19 protein-coding genes and 1 tRNA gene are annotated in these 21,893 nt (G+C 38.5%); 15 read left to right on the forward strand and 5 right to left on the reverse strand.

Going from position 1 to position 21,893, the window contains the following annotated elements; translation table 11 throughout:
- Positions 1-7: 7 nt before the first annotated feature.
- Positions 8-295: a DUF493 family protein gene (locus ACKWB9_RS05615; RefSeq protein ID WP_414002019.1), complete on the reverse strand. Its 288-nt coding sequence runs from the start codon at positions 293-295 to the stop codon at positions 8-10.
- Between the two features lie 87 nt (positions 296-382).
- On the opposite strand from ACKWB9_RS05615, the gene ACKWB9_RS05620 reads away from it, so the two are divergent.
- From ACKWB9_RS05620 to ACKWB9_RS05640, 5 genes are all read left to right on the forward strand, one after another.
- The gene (locus tag ACKWB9_RS05620; RefSeq protein ID WP_414002020.1) at positions 383-946 is read left to right on the forward strand and encodes an AAA family ATPase; all 564 of its coding nucleotides are present in this window, start codon (positions 383-385) and stop codon (positions 944-946) included.
- Complete coding sequence (locus ACKWB9_RS05625; protein WP_414002021.1) at positions 943-2,841, forward strand: RecQ family ATP-dependent DNA helicase; 1,899 nt, start codon at positions 943-945, stop codon at positions 2,839-2,841. Before ACKWB9_RS05620 ends, ACKWB9_RS05625 begins: the two co-directional genes overlap by 4 nt.
- Positions 2,842-2,843: 2 nt before the next feature.
- On the forward strand, positions 2,844-3,791 hold the full coding sequence (gene fmt / locus ACKWB9_RS05630) for a methionyl-tRNA formyltransferase (protein WP_414002022.1): 948 nt from the start codon (positions 2,844-2,846) through the stop codon (positions 3,789-3,791).
- 176 nt (positions 3,792-3,967) lie between these two features.
- A complete protein-coding gene (locus ACKWB9_RS05635; RefSeq protein ID WP_414002023.1) occupies positions 3,968-4,240 on the forward strand; it encodes an HU family DNA-binding protein in 273 nt (90 codons plus the stop codon).
- A gap of 111 nt (positions 4,241-4,351) precedes the next feature.
- A complete protein-coding gene (locus tag ACKWB9_RS05640) occupies positions 4,352-4,912 on the forward strand; it encodes a YqgE/AlgH family protein (RefSeq protein ID WP_414002024.1) in 561 nt (186 codons plus the stop codon).
- Positions 4,913-4,918: 6 nt separating this feature from the next.
- Here the strand turns inward: ACKWB9_RS05640 and ACKWB9_RS05645 are convergent, their stop codons facing one another.
- Together ACKWB9_RS05645 and ACKWB9_RS05650 are read right to left on the reverse strand one after the other, a co-directional pair.
- Complete coding sequence (locus tag ACKWB9_RS05645) at positions 4,919-5,767, reverse strand: aminotransferase class IV (protein WP_414002025.1); 849 nt, start codon at positions 5,765-5,767, stop codon at positions 4,919-4,921.
- A 51-nt stretch (positions 5,768-5,818) separates the two neighbouring features.
- Positions 5,819-6,202, reverse strand: a complete 384-nt coding sequence (locus ACKWB9_RS05650) for an START-like domain-containing protein (protein WP_414002026.1) — start codon at positions 6,200-6,202, stop codon at positions 5,819-5,821.
- 219 nt (positions 6,203-6,421) lie between these two features.
- Here ACKWB9_RS05650 and ACKWB9_RS05655 point away from each other — a divergent pair.
- The 7 genes from ACKWB9_RS05655 (at position 6,422) to ACKWB9_RS05685 (ending at position 17,536) form a co-directional block, all read left to right on the forward strand.
- Positions 6,422-6,495, forward strand: a tRNA-Met gene (locus tag ACKWB9_RS05655).
- Positions 6,496-6,684: 189 nt separating this feature from the next.
- Positions 6,685-9,522: an excinuclease ABC subunit UvrA gene (gene uvrA, locus ACKWB9_RS05660; RefSeq protein ID WP_414002027.1), complete on the forward strand. Its 2,838-nt coding sequence runs from the start codon at positions 6,685-6,687 to the stop codon at positions 9,520-9,522.
- A gap of 65 nt (positions 9,523-9,587) precedes the next feature.
- Complete coding sequence (locus tag ACKWB9_RS05665) at positions 9,588-10,274, forward strand: LOG family protein (protein ID WP_414002028.1); 687 nt, start codon at positions 9,588-9,590, stop codon at positions 10,272-10,274.
- 17 nt (positions 10,275-10,291) lie between these two features.
- Complete coding sequence (locus tag ACKWB9_RS05670; RefSeq protein WP_414002215.1) at positions 10,292-13,132, forward strand: gluzincin family metallopeptidase; 2,841 nt, start codon at positions 10,292-10,294, stop codon at positions 13,130-13,132.
- A gap of 329 nt (positions 13,133-13,461) precedes the next feature.
- Entirely contained in the window at positions 13,462-15,873 is a 2,412-nt protein-coding gene (locus ACKWB9_RS05675; RefSeq protein ID WP_414002029.1) for an alpha-ketoacid dehydrogenase subunit alpha/beta, read from the forward strand.
- Between the two features lie 96 nt (positions 15,874-15,969).
- Positions 15,970-16,833: a hypothetical protein gene (locus ACKWB9_RS05680; RefSeq protein WP_414002030.1), complete on the forward strand. Its 864-nt coding sequence runs from the start codon at positions 15,970-15,972 to the stop codon at positions 16,831-16,833.
- Between the two features lie 325 nt (positions 16,834-17,158).
- Positions 17,159-17,536, forward strand: a complete 378-nt coding sequence (locus ACKWB9_RS05685; protein ID WP_414002031.1) for a DoxX family protein — start codon at positions 17,159-17,161, stop codon at positions 17,534-17,536.
- Here ACKWB9_RS05685 and holA read toward each other — a convergent pair whose 3' ends face one another.
- Positions 17,537-18,538: a DNA polymerase III subunit delta gene (gene holA, locus ACKWB9_RS05690; RefSeq protein WP_414002032.1), complete on the reverse strand. Its 1,002-nt coding sequence runs from the start codon at positions 18,536-18,538 to the stop codon at positions 17,537-17,539.
- Positions 18,539-18,564: 26 nt separating this feature from the next.
- Here holA and ACKWB9_RS05695 point away from each other — a divergent pair, with 26 nt between their 5' ends.
- The 3 genes from ACKWB9_RS05695 (at position 18,565) to ACKWB9_RS05705 (ending at position 21,153) form a co-directional block, all read left to right on the forward strand.
- Entirely contained in the window at positions 18,565-19,011 is a 447-nt protein-coding gene (locus tag ACKWB9_RS05695; protein WP_414002033.1) for a type I restriction enzyme HsdR N-terminal domain-containing protein, read from the forward strand.
- Between the two features lie 182 nt (positions 19,012-19,193).
- Positions 19,194-20,198, forward strand: a complete 1,005-nt coding sequence (locus ACKWB9_RS05700; protein WP_414002034.1) for a glycosyltransferase family 2 protein — start codon at positions 19,194-19,196, stop codon at positions 20,196-20,198.
- Between the two features lie 94 nt (positions 20,199-20,292).
- Positions 20,293-21,153, forward strand: coding sequence for an OmpA/MotB family protein (locus ACKWB9_RS05705; RefSeq protein ID WP_414002035.1), 861 nt, complete (start codon positions 20,293-20,295; stop codon positions 21,151-21,153).
- A gap of 97 nt (positions 21,154-21,250) precedes the next feature.
- On the opposite strand, the gene ACKWB9_RS05710 is transcribed toward ACKWB9_RS05705, so the two are convergent.
- Positions 21,251-21,871, reverse strand: a complete 621-nt coding sequence (locus ACKWB9_RS05710; RefSeq protein WP_414002036.1) for an L-threonylcarbamoyladenylate synthase — start codon at positions 21,869-21,871, stop codon at positions 21,251-21,253.
- Positions 21,872-21,893: the final 22 nt, after the last annotated feature.

Consider the following 21,893-nt stretch of genomic DNA (forward strand, 5'->3'; position numbering starts at 1 on the left):
TACTATTTTAAAGGGATATAACCCCTTTAATTGCCCCCACTTCCTTATATTTCTGGATTACGGCATCCGGACCGTCAAGGTTTACCGTGACGGAAACACTGGTATATTTCCCTTTTTTTGATTTTTTGGAAGCTATGACCGCACCCGTGTTATCGAATATCCTATGGATCTGCTTTATTTTTTCCTCATCGGAAAGGACTATAAATTTATATAAATAATCAGAAGGCCATGTTGTGCTCTCTAGAAGCTGTTCTTTTAACCTTTTATAAAAATCTTCGGATTTATGCTCCGCCATTATACAACTTTTATGCAAAGATAAGAGGAAAACCCCAGTTTTTTAATAACCCCCGTTTCGCTATTTTTGTATGGATAAACAGATAGTTTGAAAGGTAAAAAAATAGTGGTCACCGGAGGGCCTGGAACAGGAAAAACATCACTCGTACGATCACTTGAAGATTCTGGTTTCCTTTGTTTCCATGAGGTTATACGGAGTATGACCTCAGAAGCAAAAAAAGGAGGGAATAAAGAAGTGATGACAACCAATCCCCTGGCCTTTGTAAACGACCCTTATACCTTTAATAAACAATTGTTGAAAGAACGGTTGAAACATTATCGTGAAGCGAATCTCCTTGATCGGCCCGTTGTTTTTTTTGATCGGGGAATGCCGGATGTACTGGCTTATATGGATTATTTTAAGCAACCCTATCAAAATGATTTCATAGAGCCCTGCAAACGAAACCGTTATGACAGGGTACTAATGTTACCTCCTTGGAAAGATATCTATGTTAAGGATAACGAACGGTTGGAGAATTATGAAGAAGCGATGGCCATACACCGTATATTAGAATCTAAATATAGATTATTTGGTTATACCCCCGTTGAAGTTCCAACGGGCACGGTTCAAGAACGGCTAGACTTTGTAAAAAATGCAATATTAAGCTCATGAACGGCAGTACCCCCATAAACATTCTACAACACTATTGGGGCCACACTAAATTTAAGGGTTCCCAATCCACCATAATCGATTCGGTTCTTGATGGAAAAGATGTTTTAGGGCTTTTACCAACAGGCGGGGGCAAATCTATATGTTTTCAGGTACCGTCATTGCTCAATGAAGGGATATGCATTGTTGTTTCCCCTTTAATAGCCCTTATTCAAGATCAGGTAGAAAATCTTAAAAAACTGGGAATTAAAGCCGTAGGATTAACGGGAAGCTTACGATTTGAGGAAATCGACCACATTTTGGACAATTGCATCTACGGCAATTACAAGTTTTTATACCTATCTCCGGAACGGCTGAAGCAAGAATTGGTGCAACAACGGATAGAACAGATGCCGGTAAATCTTTTTGTTGTGGACGAAGCGCATTGTATTTCCCAATGGGGACATGATTTTAGGCCAGCTTATTTAGAATGCAATACCCTTAGACAACTACATCCCAATATTCCTATAATGGCATTGACCGCCACAGCGACCGCCAAGGTTTCCAATGATATTGTTGATGCACTGGAATTACGCGTACCCTTGGTCGTTAAAGATTCTTTTTCAAGACAGAATATTTCGTTCAAAGTTCAGGTTCATGAAGATAAAAAGTATCAATTAAAACGATATTGTACTCGGATCAAGACAAGCGGTATCGTCTATGTCCGCACCCGAAAATTATCGGAAGAATTGGCAAACTATTTAAATACCCACAGGATTTCGGCTACTTTTTTTCATGGTGGTATTTCTGAAATCGATAAAAAAAACAGATTAAACCAATGGCTAAACAATGAAATGAAAATTATGGTCGCTACCAACGCCTTTGGAATGGGGATAGACAAAGCGGATGTTGGATTGGTAGTCCATTACCAAATACCTGATAGCCTGGAGAATTATTATCAGGAGGCCGGTAGGGCAGGTAGAAACGGACAACCTGCAGAAGCCATTCTGTTAACCAATGAAACGGATGAGTTACAGGTAAAAAAACAATTTTTAAGTGTTCTTCCAGATGTGACTTTCATTAAATTGGTCTATAAAAAGCTCTGTAATTATTTTCAGATAGCTTATGGGGAAGGTTATGGGGAAAAATTTCAATTGAATTTCAATGCTTTCTGTTCTACCTATAAGTTAAACCCTTTGATAAGCTATAACACAATGCAAATTTTGGATCGAAATTCGGTCATTGCACTTTCCGAATCTTTTTCTAAAAAATCAAGTGTTCAATTTGTTACGAACAAGGAAAATATAAAAAACTATTTACAAAAAAATAAACCCATAGAAACTATGGTCAAGACCCTGTTAAGAACATACGGCGGGGTTTTTGAATTTGAGACTACCATCAACACCTTTTTGCTTTCCAAAAAACTAGGTCTTTCAGAAAATAGGGTAACCCAGATACTTGAGCAATTGGCAAAGGACGGGATTATCATTTACAAAAAAGCGCATAATGATCTGGAACTGACTTTTCTTGTACCCAGGGAAGATGATCGTACGGTCAATCCTTTTGCGCACAGGGTCAAGCAACAAAATAAAATAAAGGAAACGCAAGTATCCCAAATGTTGGGTTTTGTAACTAACGTAAAAAAATGTAGAAGCCAACAATTATTAAAATATTTCGGGGAAGAAGGCACTTTGGCCTGTGGTATTTGCGATGTTTGTATTCAAAATATGGATAATAGCGCAACAATACGACAAGCAAAAATCGAGATAAGCCGATTTTTACAAGCGGCACCCTGCTCATCAAGAGGGTTTATAGCGCATCTTGAACACGATGAAAAGTCTATTTTAATGGCGGTCAAGGAACTGTTGGAAGAAGGCACAATTCAAATAAATCAAAAAAACCAATACCAATTAGTTTAAAAATGAACGATTTACGAATAGTATTTATGGGGACTCCAGATTTTGCAGTGGGCATTTTAGATGCTTTATTGGAAAATGGCCATACCATTGTTGGAGTAATTACGGCTCCGGACAGACCTGCCGGCAGAGGTAGGAAATTGAACTTGTCCGCCGTTAAAAAATATGCTCTTGAGCAACAATTGCCCATTTTGCAGCCTACCAATCTAAAGCATCCTGATTTTATCAAGGAATTGGAAGATCTAAAGGCCAATTTACATATTGTGGTCGCCTTTAGGATGCTACCCAAAATCGTATGGCAAATGCCGGAATACGGAACATTTAACCTTCATGCTTCCCTCCTACCGGAATACCGGGGGGCCGCACCGATCAATTGGGCCATTATAAACGGAGAAAAAACAACCGGCGTCACTACCTTTTTTATCGATGATAAAATAGATACGGGCGCTATGATCCTGCAAGAAGAAATACCCATTCTCCCTGAAGACAGTGCAGGCACTTTGCATAACAAGCTTATGCTTTTAGGGGCGGATATCGTATTAAAAACGGTAGAACGTATAAAAACGGGACATCTGGAAACTACCGTTCAAAACAATGCTATCGACCTAAAACCAGCTCATAAAATCCATAAGGATACCTGTAAGATCAATTGGAATTTGTCCAAAGTACGTATTTATGACTTTATTAGGGGGTTATGCCCTTACCCTACGGCATGGACGACCTTATATAATGGCGATGAGCAATTGACCATGAAAATATATCGGGCAGAGATCAGTAATGAATCCCATAGCCTTCGGACAGGACAACTCGTTTTTAATAAATCGGAAATAAAAGTAGCGGTAAAAGGTGGATATATCAATCTCTTGGAGATACAACTTCAGGGAAAAAGAAGGATGTTTACCAAAGATGTTCTCAATGGCCTTAAATTATCAAAAAATGCCTATGTAGGCTAAGCCCCCATTCCTATTGGGCTGGGAGAAACGTAAAAAAAGACTTACTTTATCAACAAACCTCTTGAGTTATCAACAAAATAGGGGATTTCCCGGCATTTTACTTGCGTTGGCCGCAAATCCGTATAAATTTGTTCTAGGTATAAAATTATATTAATAACAATTAATTTAATCACATTATGAACAAAACAGAATTGATCGATGCAATGGCAGCCGACGCTGGCATCACTAAAGCAGCCGCAAAAAAGTCATTGGAATCTTTCTTAGGAAATGTAGAAAAGTCACTCAAAGGCGGAAACCGTGTTTCATTGGTAGGTTTCGGATCATGGTCCGTTTCTAAAAGAAATGCAAGGGAAGGTAGAAATCCATCAACTGGAAAAACTATCCAAATTGCTGCTAAGAACGTGGTTAAGTTTAAAGCTGGTGCCGATTTGGGCAAAGCGGTAAACTAATCCATACAGTCAAAGTATTTTAAAAGCGCTTTCTTAAGCGCTTTTTTTATTCCCTGATTTTTGCTTTTTATAGGAATTGTCTTATTTTAGAGCATATAAGCCCAAGAACCAATGGTTAAACTAAAACCCAAAAAAGGGACGCTATTGATTGCAGAACCCTCTTTAACAGGTGATGTTTCCTTCAACAGGTCCGTAGTATTATTGGCCGAACACAATGAAGAAGGTTCCGTAGGGTTTATATTGAACAAACCTTTGGAATACCAGATCAACGATCTTGTCACAGAAATCCTGATTCCTTTCCAGGTCTATAATGGTGGGCCCGTAGAACAGGATAATCTCTATTTTATCCATAAGGTTCCCCACCTAATCGATAATAGTATCGAAATTTCGGATGGAATATACTGGGGCGGTAATTTTGACAAAACCGTGGCACTTATCAATAAAAAAATTATTTCCGAAGACGATATCCGTTTCTTTTTGGGATACTCAGGTTGGTCCTCTTTGCAATTGGATCAGGAATTATCTTCCAAGTCTTGGATCGTGGTCAAGAATAAATACGAGAGCCGGATCATAAAAAAATCATCGGTCGCCATTTGGAAGGAAAAAATGGTCGAACTGGGCGGTGATTACCTATTGTGGTCCAATGCACCAGAAAATCCCGGTCTTAACTAAATTCCATTAGACCGCAATTCTTGCCGCGGCATTTAATTTCCCGATCAGTTCCGCACTTACTTTTGTACTAAAATCCTTTTTTCTGTATTTAGTTACGGGAATAATGCCGCTAATGGTATTGGTTATAAAAAGCTCATCGGCCTTTTGAAGTTCAAAAGGAGAAATACTTGCCTCAATACATTCATAAGCATCAAGCCTGTCCAATACACCCATCAATTTCTTTCTGAGAATTCCGTCAAGACACCCGTCTTTTAATGGTGGGGTCTTTATAGTGGTTCCCGAAACTAAAAAGATGTTCCCGTTAAGAGCCTCCACCACTTGTTTTTCTCGATTTAAAAGCAAGCAATTATCGTAACCGTTTTCCCTGGAGAAGATACTGCCCACTACATTGATTATGCGATTATTGGTCTTCAAATTGGACAGCATGTCATTGTTCACATAAAAATCCTTATAGAGTTCCACTTCATAGGCATTTTCGGATAATGTATAAAATTGATGTTCTAATGGCGCCAACTCTATAATATATGAAATGGTATTTGTATTTGGTTCATATAGGCCACCATCGTTTCTAAACACCGTAAAACGAACCCTAAAAGCATTACTTGGGGCCGTGTTTTCAGTAATGGTCTTGTTAATTTCCCCCTTAAAGAACTCCATGGTAAAATGCATGGGGATTTCCATACGGAGAATACGCATAGCGGCCATAAGCCTTAAATAATGGTCCTCTAAAAAATAGACGTGTCCATTAACTACCCGTATGGCTTCAAAAAGAGAATCCCCATATTTAAGTCCCCTATTGTCCTGATTTAAGTATTTAGACCCTTTGGGAACCAGCTTACCATTATAATTGACCATAAAAAAAGCCTTAAAAAATTAAGGCCCAAAGATACTGCAAATACCGTTATTTTATTTTGATCCCAATACTTGTTTCAGGTCGGACACCTGATTTTCCCAGAGCATTTTTGCCTCGTCCATTTCATCCTCCTCGGCAAAGTCCGTAATGAACAAGGAAACGTCCTTTGTTATTTCATCCACGATAATTTTCATTTCAAAATAAGAATCGTCCTCATTTTCGACCCATGTGAACCGAACAAACTCATCCGTTTTCTTTTTGAGCATTTTGGCCTCTTCTTCCGTACCGTCCCATATAAACAAAAACTTCTCCCCTCTTGAATTTACATTATCCGCAAACCATTCGGACAGTCCAGACGGGGTTGCCAAATACTGATATAACAGTTGTGGTGAAGATTGTATTACAAACTCTATTTCAAATTTTATCTTGTCGTCCATACATGAAGCTTTATGCCGGACAATATATATATTTCTAAATGATAAAAAAATAAAAGCCCGTTATTATTTTTAAGAAGCTATTGTTGACGGACAGAAAATTAAACTTTATATTTGCAGCCGTTTTAAAATCCGCTATGGATGGGCATAGTTACCACAAGTTAGGTAATTATAATTGAGTATAAGTCCAAAGGTTAGGATTTAAGACGAAACATACATTATGGCGAGGTAGCTCAGCTGGTTAGAGCGTCGGATTCATAACCCGGAGGCCGAGGGTTCAAGTCCCTCTCTCGCTACAAACAAAAACCCAGGATTTTGATCTTGGGTTTTTTGCTTCTGTACAAAATAGCCAAGGTCTTATTTGAAAAGAGAGCATTGAGATTAAACGTTCCATCCAATTTTAGGGCGTTATTACAAATCCATAAACTAATCCCGATTCTTAGTTAGCCCTCAAAGTCGTATTTTTGCAACTTTGCTATGACCACATGATCAATTACGAAGAAAATATTGAGGTTAAAGGAGCACGTGTCCATAACCTAAAAAATATTGATGTTACCATTCCAAGGGAAAAACTGGTCGTAATTACAGGACTCTCCGGCAGTGGAAAATCCTCCCTGGCCTTTGATACGATCTATGCCGAAGGGCAACGCCGATATATTGAAACCTTTTCCGCCTATGCCCGCCAATTTTTGGGAGGACTGGAACGGCCCGATGTCGATAAAATAGACGGTCTTTCCCCCGTAATCGCCATTGAGCAAAAAACCACTTCCAAATCCCCCAGATCTACCGTTGGCACCATAACGGAAATATATGATTTTCTAAGGCTTCTTTTCGCCCGGGTTGCAGATGCGCACAGTTATAATACCGGGGAAAAAATGGTGAGCTATAGCGATGAGCAAATCAAAAACCTGATCATTGATTCCTATCGGAACAAAAAAATAAATGTCTTAGCACCCATCATCAAATCCAGAAAAGGACATTACAGGGAACTCTTTGAGCAAATTGGAAAACAAGGTTTTGTCAAGGTCCGGGTAGATGGGGAAGTTACGGATATCGCAAAGGGAATGAAAGTGGACCGCTATAAGACCCACGATATAGAAATTGTAATCGATCGCCTTAAGATCGTTGAAAACGAGGACCTTCATAAACGCTTGGCCGAAACCATTAATACGGCCATGTATAGCGGTAACAACGTACTCATGGTTTTAGAGGAAGGTTCGGCAGAACCCAGATATTTTAGCAGGGATTTAATGTGCCCATCCACGGGGATTTCCTATCCCACTCCGGAACCCAATACCTTTTCGTTCAATTCCCCAAAAGGCATGTGTTCCCATTGTAACGGATTGGGGCATGTGTACGAGGTTAACGAACAAAAGATTTTCCCCGATAAAAAACTATCCATAAAAAACGGAGGGATAGCGCCTTTGGGAGAATATAAAAAATCCTGGGCTTTCAAACAGATCGAAACTATTGCACAACGTTATGATTTTGAGTTGACAGATGCCATAACGGCCATCCCAGATGAAGCCATGCAGGTACTTTTGCATGGAGGAAAGGAAAGTTTTGAGGTAGATTCCAAATCCTTGGGAATCAAACGCAATTACAAAATTGATTACGAAGGGATCGCGAATTTTATTAAAAACCAATATGGGAACGCGGAATCTACTTCCATTAAAAGGTGGGCCAAGGATTATATGGATAAAATTCTTTGCCCGACCTGTGAAGGTGCTCGCCTAAAAAAAGAATCCCTGTATTTTAAAATTGCGGATAGGAATATTGCGAATCTGGCCGATTTGGATATTGCGGAATTGGCCGAATTTTTTGAAAAGCTCGAAAAGCGATTGAGTGGCAATCAATTAAAAATAGGCGAAGAGATCATTAAAGAAATACGAACAAGGGTCAAGTTTCTTTTAGATGTTGGATTGGATTACCTTTCCTTGAACAGAAGCTCCAAATCCCTGTCGGGTGGCGAAGCGCAGCGCATACGGCTGGCAACACAAATAGGTTCCCAATTGGTGGGCGTACTTTATATTTTGGACGAACCCAGTATTGGATTGCATCAAAGGGATAATACCAGACTCATAAAATCCTTGGAATCATTACGGGATATTGGAAACTCTGTCATCGTAGTAGAACACGACAGGGATATGATAGAACGGGCGGACCATGTTATCGATATTGGCCCAAAGGCGGGCCGTCATGGAGGGGAAATTATTTCCGAAGGTTCTCCCAAAGAACTTAAAGATCATCATACCCTTACAGCGGATTATATTACCGGGGCCAGGGAAATAGCGGTACCAAAAAAGCGAAGAAAAGGCAATGGTAAGAGCATTGTACTTTCCGGTTGTACAGGAAACAATCTAAAGAATATTACGGTCGAGTTTCCATTGGGAAAAATGATCGGGGTTACGGGGGTATCCGGGAGCGGTAAATCCACCCTGATCAATGAGACCCTCTACCCTATTATGAACGCCCATTATTTTAACGGTGTGAAAAAACCGATGCCCTATAAAAAAATAAAGGGGTTGGAACATGCAGATAAGGTAATCGATATTAACCAATCTCCCATTGGAAGAACTCCACGTTCCAACCCGGCAACATACACGGGTGTCTTTAGTGAAATACGCGCCTTATTCACCAAAACACCGGAAGCAGCTATTAGAGGGTATAAACCCGGTAGGTTTAGTTTTAACGTAAAAGGCGGCCGATGTGAAACCTGCCAGGGTGGAGGATTGCGTGTTATTGAAATGAATTTTCTGCCCGATGTGTATGTAGAATGCGAAACCTGTAACGGAAAACGTTTCAATAGGGAAACGTTGGAAATACGGTACAAGGGAAAATCCATTTCGGATGTATTGGAAATGACTATAAACGAAGCCGTAGCATTTTTTGAATTTATTCCCAAAATATATCGGAAGCTAAAGACCATCCAGGATGTGGGGCTGGGCTATATTTCTCTGGGGCAACAATCAACGACCCTTTCGGGAGGTGAGGCACAGCGGATAAAATTGGCCACGGAACTGTCTAAAAGGGATACGGGCAACACTTTTTATATTTTGGACGAACCTACCACGGGGCTACACTTTGAAGATATTCGGGTTTTAATGGAAGTTTTGAACAAATTGGCGGACAAAGGAAATACGGTTTTGGTCATTGAACACAATATGGATGTGATCAAAATGGTAGATTACATTATAGATATAGGGTATGAAGGAGGAAAATCCGGAGGGCAATTAGTGGCCAAAGGAACACCGGAACAAGTGTGTAAGGATAAAAAAAGTTATACGGCATCGTTTTTGAAGAGAGAATTAAACTTAAAATAGTTCAAAAAATTTCACGTTTAACACTTTAGGTTCTTTCAAACCAAAAGCAATAGAAACCAAAAAATATGAGATCGGAAAAACATCATAAGGGTTGGAACGAAATAAAGACCAACGATTCCTGGGCCATTTTTAAGATAATGGGAGAGTTTGTAAACGGTTTTGAGCGAATGAGCCAAATAGGCCCGTGTGTTTCGGTATTCGGCTCGGCGAGGACTAAACCCGGGGAAGAATACTATGAGCTAGCTGTAGCGGTTTCCCAAAAATTGGCAGAATCAGGTTACGGTGTAATTACAGGTGGAGGACCGGGAATCATGGAAGCGGGTAATCGTGGTGCCAATAAAGCCGGAGGAACGTCCGTAGGGCTTAATATAGACCTCCCTTTTGAACAGCATGATAATCCATATATTGATGATGATAAGAGCCTTGATTTCGATTACTTCTTCGTTCGAAAGGTGATGTTCGTTAAATACTCTCAAGGTTTTGTAGTAATGCCCGGCGGCTTTGGCACCCTTGATGAACTCTTTGAGGCCATAACGCTCATCCAAACCGAAAAAATAGGAAAATTTCCTATTGTATTGGTCGGTACCCAATACTGGACCGGACTGTTGGATTGGATAAAAAATACCATGTTGACCGCAAAAACGATCAGTGCTTCCGATCTTGACCTGATACAACTGGTGGATACGCCGGAAGAAGTAATCCAAATTATCGATACATTCTACAAAGGACATTCCATGAGTCCTAATTTTTAGTTTCAGGTTTGCGCGCTATCCCATTTCATAAAATAGTCATCTTTTCTTGGTTGTTCTTAGTAACGACCCTACCTGTTCGTTCCCAATATAAAACTGAACTTACCGTAAGCTTAAACGAGTACACCAAAGAGTTGGACATACAACAAGAGTTCGTTTATTATAACAATTCCCCTTACTCATTGGGAATATTATATTTTAACGATTGGGCGCATGCTTATTCCAATAAAAATACGGGGTTGGCCAAGCGTTTTGCACAAGAATTTAAAAAAAGCCTACACCTTGCCAAAAAAAGCGAACGTGGATATACCACTATCGTCAGTGCCGTAGATAATAAATATAAAGGGTTACAATGGGAACGAAGCACAGGAAAAGACATTCTTAAAATCAGGCTGAACGAGCCATTGGCCCCTAAAACATCCACTAAACTTTTTATCACCTATAAGGTAAAATTACCGCCAAATAAGTTTACCTCTTACGGGTATGATAATAAAGGCAATTATTATCTAAAAGATTGGTATTTGACCCCTGCCGTTTACAACGGCAAATGGCATTTGTATTCCAACAAAAACCTTGAAGACCTGTATACCAACATGACCCAAACCGTCATAAACTTTGAGTATCCGGACAGCCTTTCATTAGTTTCTAATTTTGACAAGGCCAATGCCCTCGAATTTCCAAATGGTCAATCCATCACTTTAAAAGGCAATAAGCGGAAAAGTGCCGAACTCATTCTCCAATCGAAAAATACGTTTACCAAACACGTTACTTCCCAAATGACAGTGGTTACGGATATCTCCGCACCAAGATATGATCCCATAAGTCAAGGAATATCCATAGCCAAGATAACGGATTTTATAGCTGTTAACCTTGGCAAATATCCCCATTCAAAACTTGTGGTCAGTGAAATGGACTATCAAAAAAATCCACTTTACGGACTCAATCAATTGCCCTCTTTTATTAGACCCTACGATCAGAAGTTTCAATATGAAATGAAATTCTTGAAGACGGCCCTAAGTACTATTTTGAGGGAAACTATGTTTTTGGATCCAAGAAAAGAGCAATGGCTGAACAGTGCCATTGCCAATTATTTAATGATCGCCTATGTAGAACAGAATTATCCCGATCAAAAATTACTGGGCAAATTATCCCGTATTTGGGGAGTACGGAGCTTTAACCTCGCAAAAATGGGCTTTAATGAACAATACCCGTTTTTATACAACCTTACCGCTAGAAAAAATTTAGATCAAGCGTTGAATACGCCGAACGACTCACTAATAAAATTCAATCAAAAAATAGCCAATAAATACAAGGCAGGTTTGGGGTTGGCCTATCTAGCGGATTATATTGGTAAGGATAAGGTAGATGAAAGTATTAAGGCCTTCTTTACATATTATCAATTAAATACCGTGAAAATATTGGATTTTGAATCTATCCTCAAAAGATCCACCCGCAAGGACATCGACTGGTTTTTTAAGGATTATATATCTACGGACCGAAAAATAGATTTCAAAATAAAAAAAGTGGAGAAATCCGAGGATTCGTTAAAAGTCACCATCAAGAACAAGGAAGGCACCAATGTTCCTATTTCCATATTCGGTCTTAAAAAAGATTCGGTAATTTCAAAATACTGGTTTAAGGATATAAAAATGCTAAAAACATTCAATATTCCGAACAACAATGAAGATAAGCTGGTCTTGAATTACGATCATAAAATTCCCGAATTCAATCAACGTGATAATTGGAAATCCCTGGGAGGATTCCTTTCCAGTAACAAAAAATTAAGCTTTACTTTCTTCAAGGATTCTGAAAACCCCTATTACAATCAGGTGTTTTATGTTCCCGTATTGAATTTCAATATTTATGATGGATGGACACCCGGATTAAGGCTTTATAACAAAACCTTATTGGAAAGACCCTTTGTTTATGATTTTGCACCCTCCTATTCCTTTAGGGAAAAAGCATTTGTAGGCTATGGCAGGTTTAGCTATCGAAAATACCTGAGTAAAAGCGGACTATATGTGGCGAATTACAGTTTAGGAGGTTCTACATCACATTTTAATGTAAATTCCAGGGTAATTTCTGTAACCCCCTCACTGAGTTTTGGATGGCGTCCCGATGATTTAATATCAAATAAACGACAATTCCTTTCTTTTAGATATATCAATATTTTCAGGGATTTTGATGACAGCTTACAAAATCTGGCCAATGATCCGGAAAATCCGGATTATAGTGTTTTTAACGCACGTTACGTCAACAGAGACAATAACATTCTAAATTATAAATCTTGGTTCGCGGATTTTCAGTTGGCGGGTAATTTTAGTAAACTTTCATTTGAATATGAATATCGTAAATTGTTTGACAACAACAGGCAGCTCAATTTACGGTTCTTTGCGGGGAAATTTCTAAGCAACAAGACCAATTCCGACTTCTTTAGCTTTGCCTTGGACCGACCGACCGATTACCTTTTTGATTATGGTTATTTGGGAAGGTCGGAAGACTCAGGTATATATAGTCAACAGATCATTATTGCCGAAGGTGGTTTTAAATCGTTTTTGGACGAACGTTACCGTTTTTCCAATAATTGGTTAACAACGGTAAATGCAAGTTTTAATCTGTGGAAATGGATCGAGCTTTATGGAGATGCAGGGCTTGTGAAAAATAAGGGGCTTCGCGAAAAATTTGTGTATGATTCGGGTATCAGATTGAATCTGGTTACCGATTATTTTGAACTTTACTTTCCTTTATACTCGAATAATGGATGGGAAATCGTCCAACCCAATTATGGGGAAAGAATACGTTTTGTTATCACGGTCAGTCCAAAAACCTTAACGGGACTCTTTACCAGAAAATGGTTTTAATCGAAAGAATTCCTTTGGGCAAGTGTCCCTAGGTTTTCTATTGTACTTCAATTATGAGGAAGTAGAAACCACTCTAATACTTTCGATAAAGGAACAAGACGTCCTCGATAGGTTCTCTATTAAATACCTCTAAGGTTTGCCTCGGGGATAATTGGTTTCAATAAATTTCTTATTTATCGTATTCTCAAAATTTTATATAAAAAATAATCAAATAATACATATTCAATAATTCATACATCTTAATATTATCAAATATTTAAATATTTAAGACTCTTCGCTATTGCTAAAATGCTTTTGTTTCGGTATTTTTGCAGAAACGCCAGAAATATATGGACGTATCTTCCAAAACGAGCAATGATATTTCTTTTGAGGATTTTAAAACTCAAATTATAAGTGATTATAAAATTGCATTTCAAAGCAGGACGTGCAGCTTGTTGGGAAGAAAGGAAGTACTCACCGGAAAAGCCAAATTCGGTATATTCGGGGATGGCAAGGAACTACCACAGTTGGCAATGGCCAAATCCTTTAAAAATGGAGACTTTAGAAGTGGTTACTATAGAGATCAGACCTTCATGATGGCCCTGGGCCTTTTAGGCCCGAAAGATTTTTTTCACGGTCTGTATGCCACCACAAATATTGAAAAGGAACCCATGAGCGCCGGAAGGCAAATGGGTGGACATTTTGTAACCTACAGCCTAAATCCGGATGGGACGTGGAAAGACTTGACCAAGCAAAAGAATAGCAGTTCCGATATTTCTTGTACGGCGGGTCAAATGCCCCGCCTATTGGGTCTCGCCCAAGCCTCCAAAATTTATAGGAATTTGGAAAATCTGGATAGTTCCAAATTTTCCGTTGATGGAAATGAAGTGGCTTGGGGTACCATAGGAAACGCCAGCACGAGCGAGGGGATGTTTTGGGAGACCATTAATGCCGCAGGGGTATTGCAGGTACCCATGGTCATAAGTATATGGGACGATGAATACGGCATTTCCGTACCGGCCAAGTACCACACTACAAAAGAAGACATTTCAAAAATATTGTCGGGGTTTCAAAGAAACGATAAAGAGAAGGGTTTTGAAATCTTAAAGGTAAAAGGTTGGGACTATACCGCTTTGATGCACGCCTATGAAAATGCGTCCGATATGGCACGCCAAGACCATGTTCCCGTTCTTATCCACGTAATAGAACTTACACAACCCCAAGGGCATTCTACCTCTGGTTCCCACGAAAGGTACAAGAATGATGAACGATTGGCCTGGGAACGTGACAATGATTGCAACAAACGATTTAAGGAGTGGATCATAGCATCCGGTATTGCCACAAATGAAGAATTGGACGACCTGGAAAAACAAATACGCAGAAACGTAAGGGAAGCCAAAAAAGAGGCATGGACAGAATTCTTGGAAGAACATTTAGAGACAAAGAAAAATTTAGTGGGGTTATTGGAAAATATTGCCTCCAAAAGTCCCAACAAAAGTTTTTTGACTAAAATAAAGAACGATCTTATTGCCATAGATGAACCAGGTAAAAAGGATTTGGCCGTAGCCGCAAGAAAATCTTTACGGTATACATTGGGCGAATCTTCACCCGAAAAAAATGCCCTTGCCCAGTGGACAAATACATTCTTATCCGAAACGCAGCCCAAATTTAGCAGTCACCTGTATAGTGAACAATATAATAAAGCCACCCAGATAGATGCCGTACCTCCCAAGTACATTGGTGAGACCGAAAAGGTAGACGGCAGGGTCATTCTACGGGATAACTTTGATCAACTTTTTGATAAATACCCCAATGCCTTGGTTTTTGGTGAAGATACCGGTACAATAGGGGATGTAAATCAAGGATTGGAAGGACTTCAGGAAAAATATGGGGAACTCCGTGTGGCCGATACGGGTATACGTGAAACTACAATTATTGGTCAAGGTATCGGTATGGCGTTAAGAGGGCTCCGACCTATAGCCGAGATTCAATATTTGGATTATATCTTTTATGCCATAGCCACACTTACAGATGATCTGGCCAGTTTGCTTTACCGTACGTATGGCAAACAAAAAGCTCCGCTGATCGTGCGTACAAGAGGACACCGTTTAGAAGGGATCTGGCATTCCGGATCGGAAATGGGAGGGCTTATCCATCTGCTTAGGGGCATGTATATTTTAGCACCCCGTAATATGACCCAAGCTGCAGGTTTTTACAATACCTTGATGAAAAGTGATGAACCCGCATTGGTAATCGAAAGCCTCAACGGATATCGGTTAAAAGAGCCAAAGCCCAGCAATTTAGGAGAGTTTTGCACCCCCATTGGAGTAGTGGAAACAGTAAAAGAAGGTTCAGACATTACATTGCTATCTTATGGATCTACGCTCAGGATCGTTGAGCAAGCGGCCAAAGAACTTCTGGCCGTTGGTATTGATGCCGAAGTTGTGGACGCACAGACCCTATTGCCCTTCGATATAAATAACGACACCGTTAAAAGCGTTCAAAAAACCAATCGTTTATTGGTAATAGATGAGGACGTACCGGGAGGGTGTTCCGCTTACCTCCTTAATGAGGTAGTAGAAAAACAAGGTGCTTATAAATATTTGGACAGTGCTCCCCAAACATTGAGCGCAAAAGCGCATAGGCCTGCTTACGGAACGGATGGCGACTATTTTTCAAAACCTAACGCAGAGGATGTTTTTGAAAAAGTCTATGCGATAATACATGAATCCAATCCTGAAGATTATCCTCATTTAAGGTAACATGTAGTTTCATTGATTTTACATCCTCGATAAGGCAGTTCTTCATTACGGGGATTTTAGAGTTGTTTTTTATATCGATTTAGTTGGCAAACATTTATGAACGAACAACAAAGAACAAGCATAGAAGCCTTACTATTAGTTAATGACTTGTCTTTGTCTAATCAAAAAGTAATTCTTACTGAATTAAATTCCCTTCTTATAGAATGTACTCAAGATTTATATGATAATAGAATAAAATTTGAGGATGCAGAACTTTTTGAAAAATTGCTATTTCAAATAATATTTCATAATGAAACACTTTTGACCCTTACAAGTGGGAAATTAATTGAAATTCGGGATAAGCAACTAAAAATTAATGACCTAACAGCTGTTTACTCTATTGCAAGACTTCAAATTGAAACATTCATTAATTTATCTTACATATTTTTTGTCGACTCTGAATATTCTAAAGAAATAAGAGCATATGTATATAAAGTACAAGGATTGAGGAAACAAATTGAGCTGACTAAAAAGCATCCAAAGGATTTTGAACCGATTAAAAAAATGAGGAATGAACTGGCTGAAGAATTAAGGAAAATCAGAAAGTTGGATGAATTCAAAAGAGTACCTTTTTCTAAAAGAAAAAGATTTATAAATCCATCATATGCAAGATTAATTAAATTGGACGAAATATATCCATTAATAAAAATTGGTAACATATCAAGAACTCATTCTTTGTATTCAAATCATATTCACTCGGAATATATAAGCATTCGTCAATTAAAATCTGCGGTAAATGATAATTCTCAATGCGAAAGTTCATTTTCGACTGTGACATTATTGTGCTCAAGAATCACATCTTTGGTTATCACCAATGTGGTTGAACAATATGAATTAAAAAAATATTCTTACTCTAAAGCACCTTTGAAGTTGAAAAAAGTAATTGAATCAATAAATAAATTGTCGAGTGAATTAAAATAAACGATTTGCCAACAACGTGTATAGCTCATTACGGCTGAATTCCTAATCGGAATTCATTACAATTCACTATCTTTCGGTTACGGCGGAAAATCATAGCTGATTTTCCGCAACAAGCCATACACAAAACCGATAACAGTATAAACCTTAGAAGGTTAACCCCGTTGCACTTTTGATTTGACTTTTCATTACGATCAATTGGTTCCAAGGCAGCATTTTTGGAATCATGATACAAGTAAAATGATGCTCCAATCAATAGGAAACTTCAATGGATTTTGGTTATTACCCGAAAAAAACAATATTTTTAGGTCAACTAATTAAAATAAAAATGAAAAATCCCCTACTAAAAGACATTGGATTGGCCTTTTTTAGAATTGGCTTTTCTGCAATGATGTTGACCCATGGTTTTCCTAAATTCCAAAATTTGATTTCCGGAAATTTTGAGTTTGGTAATCCGCTCGGTATCGGTGAAGCCCCTTCACTTTTTTTAGCCGTAATCGGTGAGTTTGTTTGTCCCATCTTGATCATTCTGGGCTATAAGACCCGTTGGGCGGCTATACCTACGGCAGTTACTATGTTAGTGGCAGTGCTTATGGTACATGCGCAGGATCCGTTCGGAACCAAGGAGAAAGCGTTCATGTATCTGGTGGCCTTTACGACTATAGCTTTACTTGGCCCAGGTAAATTTAGTATCGACAGGAGGTAGTTAAAGAATTTTGATCAAAAGTTCTTTTAAGAGGTCGGCCTGATGTTGATTATTGGTACCCACCCCTTTTCCTTTTAGGTCCATTTCACGAAGTGAGGAAACGATCTTGCTTACTTTTTTCATGGGATAATTTTTGGCGGCTGTCTGAAATTCGTTGACAAAATATGGATTGATCCGCAGTGTACTGGCCACATTTTTTGGTGAATGGTCCTTTAGACCATGGTATTGTAACAGCTGGCTAAAAAATGAATGTAAGAGTGTAACCGTAAGAACAAACGGGTTGTCTTTGGGGTTCTGTGCAAAATAGGTTATAATTTTTGTGGCTTTTAATACATTTCTTTCGCCAATGGCCTTTTTCAGTTCAAAATTATTGTAATCCTTACTTATCCCAATATGTTCCTCTATATGCCGGGGGATTATCTCCGTTTGCTTGGGCAAGACCAATTTTAATTTCTCCAATTCATTGTTGATCCGGCTCAAATCCGTTCCCAAATATTCTACCAACAATATGGCCGCCTTATGTGATATGGAATATCCACTGGAAAGCAGGTTCTTTCGCAACCATTCGGAAACCTGGTTTTCATAAAGTTTCTTACTTTCAAAAAGCACTCCGTTTTTTTGGATGATCTTGAACAGCTTTTTTCGCTTGTCAAGCTTTTTATATTTATAACAAATCACCAGTACCGTAGTCTCTTGCGGGTTTTCTACGTAACTGGACAATTGTTCGATGGTCCTTGATAAATGTTGTGCTTCCTTAACAATGACTACCTGTCTTTCGGACATCATTGGATATCTTTTTGCATTGCTTACCAAATCATCAATACTGACATCTTTTCCATACAGTACCATTTGGTTAAACCCTTTTTCCTCTTCCGTAAGCACTTGGTTCGCAATAAAATCCGATATTTTATCAATAAAATAAGGTTCTTCCCCAAAAAGAAAATAAATAGGCCTTATATCCCCTTTTTTAATCGTATTGACTATTTGTCGTGCTTCATCCATTCAGAAAAAATCATCAAATTTGTATTATGATAGCGCTTAGCTTTCCCGACTATACCTTCAGGTTCAAAAATAATCAAAATAAGACCCTCATTTTTGATGGGATAAGGAAAAAGTTTGTGGTATTGACTCCAGAAGAATGGGTACGGCAACATGTTTTATGTTATCTGATACAGGATAAGGGATATCCCAAGAGTATCATTAATGTTGAAAAACAAATTGACATTAACGGTCTCAAAAAACGTTATGACATTGTAATTTTTAATACCGATGGCAGCATTAAGCTTTTGGTAGAATGTAAATCTCCAAGTGTAAAAATAACCCAAGGTGTCTTTGATCAAATTGCCAGATATAATTTAGGGTTGAATGCCGATTTTCTTATGGTTACCAATGGAATGGAACATTATTATTGCCAGGTATCCAACACCGGGGAAAAATATCTTTTCTTAAAGGATATTCCTCAATTCCGTCGTTAACCGCCCTCTCTGTCAATTTATACCTGGAATCTATTTGGATAAAATTATTCCGCCTTAAAAAAATCTCGTGACCCAATGATCGAGTATTATTCATAATAAACAAAGTAACACTTCATAAATATTCCTTTATTTTTGTCAACTTTTAGAACACAAAGCATTTTTTATTTAGACGCTAAAGACCAATGCCTAAAATAGCCATTGTTATCTTAAATTGGAACGGAGAGGTGTTGTTGGAGCGCTTCTTGCCTTCGGTTGTCCAATTTTCTGCAGCAGCGGATATTTATGTAGCGGACAATGCTTCAACGGATGATTCCATTTTGTTTTTACAAAAGAACTATCCAAATGTTAAAATAATCCGGAATACGGTCAATGGAGGTTTTGCCAAAGGATATAATGATGCTCTGGAACAGGTAGATGCCGATATATGTTGTTTGTTAAATTCAGACGTGGAGGTAACCGAGGGTTGGCTGGATCCCATTCTAAAGGCATTCCAAGAAATGCCCGAAGTAGCCATAATACAGCCTAAAATCCTGGATTTATTAAAAAGGGACCATTTTGAATATGCAGGGGCCGCAGGCGGTTTTATCGATAAATTGGGTTATCCATTCTGTAGGGGAAGAATATTTCAATCCCTCGAAAAAGATACAGGTCAATATAACGATATTAAAGAAATTTTCTGGGCCACGGGAGCGTGTATGTTTATAAGAACCAACGTTTTTAGGGAGCTAAAAGGTTTTGATGCCGATTACTTTGCACATCAGGAAGAAGTGGATTTTTGCTGGAGGGCAAAAAACAACGGGTATAAAATTTATTATATCGGTCATTCCAAAGTATATCATTTAGGCGGTTCCACATTGAGTAATATGAATCCGAAAAAAACCTATCTCAATTTTAGGAATTCCCTTTTTTCCATCACCAAGAACCTGCCCAGAAAAAAAGCATTTCCCATTATTTTTGTTCGCCTTTTATTGGATGGTATTGCGGCATTGCGCTTTATTCTTCAATTTCGTTTCAAGCATTGTTTTGCTATTTTACGAGCTCATCTTGGTTTTTATCGAAAATTCGGGAAAATGTACAAGAAAAGGGAAAAAACTAAATTTTTATTAAAGTATTATGCAACAAAGTCCATTGTATGGTCTTATTTTGTACATCAAGTGAAAAACTTTAACATTTTAGTAAAAGATTAACTATGTTGATCTATTAAGAAAATGCAAATTCTATAATTTTGATTTCGCTTAATAAAAACAAGTAAATAACAAACATTTAATATAGTTCGCAATTATGAAAAAAATCATTTTAGGATGTTTAGGGATAACCCTTTTATTATCTTCTTGTGTATCACAGAAGAAATATGCCGATCTTGAGGCAAAACAGAAAGAAACACAGGATTTGTTGAATTCCGCTACGGTAAAATTAAACGACTGTCTCGAAGAAAAGGCAACGGCATCCGCAAGGCTTCAGACTTTAGAAGACCAGAATGCCTTCTTGAAAGCCAATAATCAAGAGTTGATCAATAATATGGGTGATTTAACGACCTTGACCACTAAAGGTGCCGAAAATCTGGAAAAATCCTTAGAGAGCCTTCAGGAAAAGGACCTGACCATACGTAAGTTGAACGACGCCATTACCAGAAGGGATTCCGTAAACCTTTCTTTGGTACAGAGCTTAAAAGGGGTTTTGGGCAACTTGGATGATGAGGATATTGAAATAAGTGTAGAAAAAGGTGTTGTTTTTGTTTCCATTTCGGACAAACTGCTATTCAGCAGTGGTAGTTATAATGTTACCAGAAAAGCTAAAGATGTTTTAGGAAAAGTGGCGAAAGTGGTGAACAACAAACCGGATTTCGAGTTTATGGTAGAAGGCCATACGGATGATGTTCCTTATAAAAGAAATGGTGCATTATTGGACAACTGGGATTTAAGTGTTAAACGTGCTACGGCCGTGGTAAGGATCTTACAGAAAGATTTTGGCGTAGATCCAAAACGTATGACAGCTGCGGGAAGAGCGGAATATGTTCCTGTATCCCAAACCGAAAAATCCAAAAACAGAAGAACACGTATTGTAGTGCTTCCAAAAATTGATCAGTTCTATAGTATGATCGAAGAAGGAATGAAAGATCCGGCCATTAACGGTGGAAAGTAATTCTTTCTGATAATAGTATAAAAGCGGCCTATAATGGTCGCTTTTTTTATGCTTTGAAGAATTCTCTATTGGGTTTTAAAAACCTATCAGCTATTAATCAAATAATGTCCAGGCTTCCCTTCCCCTCTCGAACTACTTCGGGATAACCCGTGGAAAGGTCGATTATAGTAGAGGCCACATTATCGCCATAACCACCATCTATGACAACATCGACCAGATTGTCCCATTTTTCATAAATAAGTTCGGGATCTGTAGTATATTCCAATACGTCATCATCATCCCTAATGGAAGTTGAAATGATCGGATTTCCCAAACCTTCTACCAAAGCCTTGGCAATTGCATTGTCCGGTACACGGATACCTACCGTTTTTTTCTTTTTAAACTCTTTGGGCAAATTGTTATTGCCCGGAAGAATAAAGGTGTAAGGGCCTGGTAAGGCTCTTTTTAAAACTTTAAAAGTAGCGGTATCTATTTGACGGACATAGTCGGACAAATTACTTAAATCCGCACAAATAAACGACCAATTGGCCTTTGAGACCTTTATGCCCTTTATACGGGCTATTCTTTCCAAAGCCCTGGTATTGGTAATATCACAACCTAGACCATAAACAGTATCCGTAGGATAAATGACCAATCCACCTTTCCGTAAAACCTCCACTACCCTATTGATTTCCCTGGAATTGGGATTATCCTCGTATATTTTAACAAATTCGGCCATTTCAGACAGGTTTTGATCTATT

The sequence above is a fragment of the Maribacter spongiae genome, assembly GCF_047345125.1.
In the GTDB taxonomy this organism is placed as follows: domain Bacteria; phylum Bacteroidota; class Bacteroidia; order Flavobacteriales; family Flavobacteriaceae; genus Maribacter.